At 70.3% G+C, this 4,668-nt stretch carries 4 protein-coding genes; all 4 read left to right on the plus strand.

Annotated elements, in window-relative coordinates; translation table 11 throughout:
* A partial coding sequence (grpE, locus tag KME77_RS19785) for a nucleotide exchange factor GrpE (protein ID WP_219469880.1) occupies window positions 1-483 on the plus strand: 483 nt, incomplete at its 5' end.
* 23 nt (window positions 484-506) lie between these two features.
* Entirely contained in the window at window positions 507-1,697 is a 1,191-nt protein-coding gene (gene dnaJ, locus KME77_RS19790; RefSeq protein WP_219469883.1) for a molecular chaperone DnaJ, read from the plus strand.
* Between the two features lie 4 nt (window positions 1,698-1,701).
* Window positions 1,702-2,052: a heat shock protein transcriptional repressor HspR gene (locus KME77_RS19795; protein WP_113703558.1), complete on the plus strand. Its 351-nt coding sequence runs from the start codon at window positions 1,702-1,704 to the stop codon at window positions 2,050-2,052.
* 7 nt (window positions 2,053-2,059) lie between these two features.
* On the plus strand, window positions 2,060-4,630 hold the full coding sequence (gene clpB / locus KME77_RS19800; RefSeq protein WP_219469886.1) for an ATP-dependent chaperone ClpB: 2,571 nt from the start codon (window positions 2,060-2,062) through the stop codon (window positions 4,628-4,630).
* Window positions 4,631-4,668 lie beyond the last annotated feature (38 nt).

Genomic DNA, 4,668 nt, shown 5'->3' on the forward strand with positions numbered 1-4,668 from the left:
CCCGAGCCGCAGGTCCAGGCGCAGGACGGCGAGCTGCAGTCGCAGCTCGCCGAGCGCACCGCCGATCTGCAGCGTCTCCAGGCGGAGTACACCAACTACCGCCGGCGGGTGGAGCGCGACCGGGTCGCGGTCCGCGAGCAGGCGGTCGCCAGTGCCCTGCTGGAGCTGCTGCCCGTGCTCGACGACATCGGCAGGGCCCGCGACCATGGTGAGCTCACCGGTGGCTTCGCGAAAGTGGCAGAGTCACTGGAAGCGGCGGTCACCAAGCTCGGGCTCAACGCCTACGGACAGAAGGGCGACCCGTTCGACCCGACCGTCCACGAGGCGCTGATGCACAGCTACTCACCGGACGTCACCGAGCCGACCGCGGTCGAGGTGCTGCAACCGGGATACCGCATGGGTGACCGGGTGCTGCGCCCGGCCCGGGTGGCCGTGGCCGAGCCAGAGGACGCTCCCCCGGCGCCCTCCGACGACGACAACTGACGGAAGCAGACGAAGGGCGATAGATGAGCACCAAGGACTACCTGGAGAAGGACTACTACGCCGTCCTTGGTGTGCCCAAGTCAGCCACCGCCGAAGAGATCAAGAAGGCCTACCGCAAGCTGGCCAGGCAGTACCACCCCGACACCAACCAGGGCGACGTGGCCAAGGAGACCAAGTTCAAGGAGGTCTCCGAGGCCTACGACATCCTGTCGGACACCAAGCGCCGCAAGGAGTACGACGAGGCGCGGACGCTGTTCGGGTCCGGGGTGGGGGCCCAGCGTCCCGGCGGTGGCGGCTTCCCGTTCGACTTCGGCGACCTGTTCGGCGGCACCAACCAGCAACAGCAGCAGCAGGGCCACGGGGCGGGTGAGCGGCTCGGCGACCTGTTCGGCGGGCTGTTCAACCGCGGCGGCGGCGGCCAGACCCGTACGACGAGCACCACCAGGCCGCGCCGCGGCCAGGACGTCGAGTCCGAGGTGACGCTCACGTTCACCGAGGCCGTCGAGGGCTCCACCGTGTCCCTGCGGCTGACCAGCTCGGCCGCCTGCACGGCGTGCAGCGGCACGGGCGCCAAGGCCGGCACGACGCCACGCGTCTGCCCGACCTGTGAGGGCACCGGGGCGGCCAGCCGCAACCTGGGCAACTTCGCCTTCTCCGAGCCCTGCCGCGACTGCAAGGGCCGCGGCCTGCTGGTCGACGACCCGTGCCCCGTGTGCGAGGGCAGCGGCCGGGCCAAGAGCACCCGCAACATCCAGGCGCGCATCCCCGCGGGGGTGGCCGACGGCCAGCGGGTCAAGCTCAAGGGCAAGGGCGCGCCGGGCGAAAATGGCGGCCCCGCAGGTGACCTGTACATCCTGACCCACGTCAAGCCGCACGCCGTCTTCGGCAGGAGCGGCGACAACCTGACCATCACCGTGCCGGTGACGTTCTCGGAGGCCGCGCTCGGCGCCGAGATCAAGGTGCCCATCCTCAAGGGCATGCCGGTCACGCTGCGCATCCCGACGGGCACGCCCAACGGCCGCACGTTCAGGGTCCGCGGCAGGGGCGTCACCCGCAAGGACGGCACGAAGGGCGACCTGCTCGCCAGCGTCGAGGTCCTCGTGCCGAAGACGCTCGACGACAAGTCACGTGAGCTCCTCAACGAGTTCAACACCGCGACCGCGGGCGACGAGGACCCGCGAGCTGATCTCATTCAGAGAGCCAGAAGCGAGTAGCCGAATGGACGCCAACTATTTCGACCTGTCAGACGAAACTCCCGTCTACGTGATTTCGGTGGCCGCGCAGCTGTCGGGTCTGCACCCGCAGACCCTGCGGCAGTACGACCGGCTCGGACTGGTCTGTCCAGGGCGTACGGCGGGTCGCGGCCGCCTCTACTCCACCCGCGACATCATCCAGCTCCGCGAGGTTCAGCGTCTCTCCCAGGAGGAGGGCATCAACCTCGCGGGGATCAAGCGGATCCTGGAGCTCGAGAACGAGGCTCTGCGGCTGCGTGAGGAGGTTCACCGCCTGCGCGCCGAGATGCAGATGGTCCGGGCGCTGATCCGCTACGAGCTGCCACCGGGGGCCTGAGAAAACCATGGACTACAAGCTCACCCAGAAGAGCCAGGAGGCTCTTTCCGGGGCGATGAGGCGTGCCGCCGCTGAGGGCAATCCGGAGATCGCCCCCGCCCACCTGCTGACCACGTTGCTGGCCCAGACGGGCGGCACCGCGATCCCGCTGCTCGAAGCGGTCGGCGCCGACTGGAAGACACTGCGCGCCAAGGCCGAGGAGCAGCTGGCCGCCCTGCCGAAGGCGCAGGGCTCGACGGTCAGCGCGCCGTCCAGCTCGCGCCAGCTGCTCACCGTGATCAACACGGCGGCGCAGCGGGCCAAGCGCCTGGAGGACGAGTACGTCTCCACCGAGCACCTGCTCGTGGGCCTGGCCACCGACGGTGGCCCGGTCGCCGAGCTGCTGAAGTCGCAGGGCGCGACGCCGCAGGCGCTGCTCGACGCGTTCGAGAAAGTACGCGGCCACACCCGCATCACCAGTGAGACGCCCGAGGACACCTTCCGGGCGCTGGAGAAGTACGGCGTCGACCTGACCGAGCGGGCCCGCAGCGGCAAGCTCGACCCGGTCATCGGCCGCGACTCCGAGATCCGGCGCGTGGTGCAGGTGCTGTCGCGGCGCACCAAGAACAACCCGGTGCTGATCGGCGAGCCCGGCGTCGGCAAGACGGCCGTCGTCGAGGGCCTGGCCCAGCGCATCGTGGCCGGCGACGTGCCCGAGTCGCTGCGCAACAAGCGGCTGATCTCGCTCGACCTGGGCGCGATGGTGGCCGGCGCCAAGTACCGGGGCGAGTTCGAGGAGCGGCTCAAGGCCGTGCTCTCCGAGATCAAGGAGAGCGACGGGCAGATCGTCACGTTCATCGACGAGCTGCACACGGTCGTCGGCGCGGGCGCGGCCGAGGGCGCCATGGACGCGGGCAACATGCTCAAGCCCATGCTGGCCCGCGGCGAGCTGCGCATGATCGGCGCGACCACGCTGGACGAATATCGCGAGCGCATCGAGAAGGACCCTGCGCTGGAGCGCCGCTTCCAGCAGGTCTACGTCGGCGAGCCCACGGTCGAGGACACGATCGCGATCCTGCGCGGGCTCAAGGGCCGCTACGAGGCCCACCACCAGGTCCAGATCGCCGACAGCGCGCTGGTGGCCGCCGCCGCGCTGTCCGACCGCTACATCACCAACCGCTTCCTGCCCGACAAGGCCATCGACCTGGTCGACGAGGCCGCCTCGCGGCTGCGCATGGAGATCGACTCGCGTCCCGTCGAGATCGACCAGCTCCAGCGCGACGTCGACCGGATGAAGATGGAGGAGCTGGCCCTCAGCAAGGAGACCGACGAGGCCTCCATCCAGCGGCTCGAACGGCTGCGCAAGGAGCTGGCCGACCGCCAGGAGGAGCTCAACGCCCTGGTCGGCCGCTGGGAGCACGAGAAGGCCGGCCTGAACAAGGTCGGCGAGCTGAAGAAGCAGCTCGACGAGGCCAGGAGCGGGGCCGAGCGGGCGCAGCGCGACGGCGACTTCGAGGCCGCGTCCCGGCTCATGTACGCCGAGGTGCCGCGCCTGGAGCAGGCCCTGCGCCAGGCGTCCGAGGCCGCCCCGCCGGACAACGCCATGGTCAAGGAGGAGGTCGGCGCCGACGACATCGCCGAGGTCATCTCCTCCTGGACGGGCATCCCGGCGGGCCGCCTGCTGGAGGCTGAGACGGCCAAGCTGCTGCGGATGGAGGACGAGCTGGGCCGCCGCCTGATCGGGCAGCAGCGGGCCGTACAGGCCGTCTCCGACGCCGTACGACGCAGCAGGGCCGGCATCGCCGACCCCGACCGGCCGACGGGCTCGTTCCTGTTCCTCGGCCCGACGGGTGTCGGCAAGACGGAGCTGGCCAAGGCGCTGGCGGAGTTCCTGTTCGACGACGAGCGGGCGATGACCCGCATCGACATGAGCGAGTACTCCGAGAAGCACAGCGTCGCCAGGCTCGTCGGCGCGCCTCCCGGTTACGTCGGCTACGAGGAGGGCGGCCAGCTCACCGAGGCCGTCAGGCGGCGCCCGTACACGGTGGTGCTGCTGGACGAGGTGGAGAAGGCCCATCCCGAGGTCTTCGACGTCCTGCTCCAGGTGCTCGACGACGGGCGGCTGACCGACGGCCAGGGGCGCACGGTCGACTTCCGCAACACGATCCTGATCCTCACCTCCAACATCGGCTCGCAGTTCCTGGTGGACCCCACGCTGGAGAACGGGGCCAAGCGGGAGGCCGTGATGGGGGCGGTGCGCAACTCGTTCAAGCCGGAGTTCCTGAACCGGCTCGACGACGTGATCCTCTTCGACGCGCTCGGCTCGGAGGAGCTGACCCGCATCGTCGACCTCCAGGTCGATCGGCTGGCGCGGCGCCTGTCGGACCGCCGGCTCGTGCTGGAGGTCACCGACGCGGCCCGCGAGTGGCTGGCACTGACCGGCTACGACCCGATGTACGGGGCCCGCCCGCTGCGCCGGCTGGTGCAGTCGGCGATCGGCGACAAGCTGGCCAAGGCCGTGCTGTCGGGCGAGGTCGTGGACGGCGACCGGGTCCTGGTGGACCTGGGCGACGACGAGCTCGTCATCACCCGCGGCTGACCCGCCGTTCCGGCGACGCCCGGGAACCGGTCGGTTCC

Source organism: Nonomuraea rhizosphaerae, assembly GCF_019396405.1.
GTDB classification, from domain to species: Bacteria; Actinomycetota; Actinomycetes; order Streptosporangiales; family Streptosporangiaceae; genus Nonomuraea; species Nonomuraea rhizosphaerae.